At 41.0% G+C, this 1938-nt stretch carries 3 protein-coding genes; all 3 read left to right on the forward strand.

Features of this window, described 5'->3' with window-relative positions; all coding sequences use genetic code 11:
- Positions 1-217: 217 nt before the first annotated feature.
- Positions 218-820, forward strand: coding sequence for a guanylate kinase (locus GPK60_RS12730; RefSeq protein ID WP_173896959.1), 603 nt, complete (start codon positions 218-220; stop codon positions 818-820).
- Between the two features lie 95 nt (positions 821-915).
- On the forward strand, positions 916-1329 hold the full coding sequence (gene tnpA / locus GPK60_RS12735; protein WP_215660485.1) for an IS200/IS605 family transposase: 414 nt from the start codon (positions 916-918) through the stop codon (positions 1327-1329).
- A 4-nt stretch (positions 1330-1333) separates the two neighbouring features.
- A partial coding sequence (locus GPK60_RS12740) for an RNA-guided endonuclease TnpB family protein (protein WP_215660488.1) occupies positions 1334-1938 on the forward strand: 605 nt, incomplete at its 3' end.

Consider the following 1938-nt stretch of genomic DNA (forward strand, 5'->3'; position numbering starts at 1 on the left):
TGTCATGGACGCACCCTGAAAAAAGACGGTATCCCGCCAGATTTCAGATGCTCTGGTAACTCAGTTACCGAGTAGTTCACTATCAGATATGAGATTACGAAACAGAATGCCCTCAACTGTTCGGGGCATTGTTATATCAGACGTGAGGAGATTCCCGCCTGCAGGCGGTGAACAACAAAAATATCAGAAGTATTCTTGGAAACAGGTAAGGAAAAATATGGGAAAAATATTTTATATGATGGGCAAAAGTTCATCTGGAAAAGACACGATTTTTAAGGAAATATTGAAAAAAAAGGAATTAAATCTGCACCAGATCGTACTGTATACAACAAGACCGGCAAGAGCGAATGAGACAGATGGCGTGCAGTATCATTTTGTGGATGAAGAGAGGCTTTCGGAGTTTCAGGATGCCGGGAAGGTGATTGAGCTGCGGGCATATCAGGTCGTTGGCGGAGTCTGGAAATATTTTACGGTAGACGATGAGCAGACAGATCTGGATACAAAAGATTATCTGGCAATCGGAACATTGGTTTCCTATGAAAAACTGCGGGATTATTATGGGGCAGAACGAATTGTGCCGATTTATGTCGAGGTTGAGGACGGGATGCGTCTGGCAAGGGCCTTGGATCGGGAACGCAGTCAGATAAAGCCGAATTATGATGAGATGTGTCGGCGTTTTCTGGCAGACAGTGCTGATTTTTCGGAAGAAAACCTGGAGAAGGCAGGAATAAAAAAGCGTTTTCAGAATGAAGAACTGCAGAAGTGTGTTGAGAAGATTACAGAATTTATCTTCTTTCAGCAAGAAGACTCCGACCTCTAAGGTGGGAGATGAATTGCTGCCATTATCCTCTTGATATTGTGTTCTAATCATAGTATAATATATTCAGTCGAATCATAAAGAAATGGTGAAATACAATGGATTTAGATAATAATGCACATTCAGTATTCCTGCTGCACTATCATCTTGTGCTTGTGGTCAAGTATCGCAGACAGGTTTTTGATGATACTATGTCTGGCAGGGCAAAAGAGATCTTTGAGTATATTGCTCCAAATTACAATATCACTCTTGAAGAATGGAATCACGACAAAGACCATGTACATATACTTTTCAGGGCACACCCAAATACGGAAATAAGCAAGTTCATAAATGCATATAAAAGTGCAAGTAGCAGACTTCTTAAGAAGGAATTTCCACAGATACGGCAAAAGTTGTGGAAAGAACGTTTCTGGAGTCAGAGTTTTTGTCTGCTTACAACCGGTGGTACACCCATTGAAGTACTCAAAAAATACATAGAAAGCCAGGGAGAAAAGGAACGAAAAAGGAAGTGACCGCGTGGCAAACAGAGCCTATAAATTCAGAATATATCCTAATGATGCACAGAAAATTTTGTTCTCCAGGACGTTCGGCTGTGTGAGGATGGTGTACAACCACTGGCTTGACCGAAAGATCAGGCAGTATGAAGAAAACAAAGCCAATGTAACCTACACTGTTTGTGCAAAAGAAATGGCTGAGATGAAGAAAACGGAAGCATATGCATTTTTACGGGAAGTCGACAGTATCGCATTGCAACAATCGCTCCGACATCTTGATACGGCGTTCCAGAATTTTTTCAAACAGCCAAAAACAGGTTTCCCAAGGTTCAAATCCAAAAAGCGTAATAAAAGCAGCTATTCAACGATCTGCATCAATGGAAACATAACCATATCGAATGGATATTTGAAATTGCCTAAGATCGGACAAGTCAGATTAAAACAGCACAGAGCTGTTCTGAATGGATACAGACTGAAATCTGTGACAGTAAGCCAGACACCAGGCGGAAAATACTATGCAAGTATTCTTTTTCAGTACGAAGATCAAGTACAGGAAAAGGAGATGCAGCGTTTTTTAGGTCTGGATTTTTCCATGCACGAATTATATCGTGACAGTAATGGGAATGA

This window comes from Ruminococcus sp. MCC718, from assembly GCF_018783905.1.
Taxonomy (GTDB): Bacteria; Bacillota; Clostridia; order Lachnospirales; family Lachnospiraceae; genus Hominisplanchenecus; species Hominisplanchenecus faecis.

Bases quoted from the DNA above. Each gene is read 5' to 3' on its own strand.
- GPK60_RS12730 (WP_173896959.1), top strand. From the start codon at position 218: ATGGGAAAAATATTTTATATGATGGGCAAAAGTTCATCTGGAAAAGAC.
- tnpA (WP_215660485.1), top strand. From the start codon at position 916: ATGGATTTAGATAATAATGCACATTCAGTATTCCTGCTGCACTATCAT.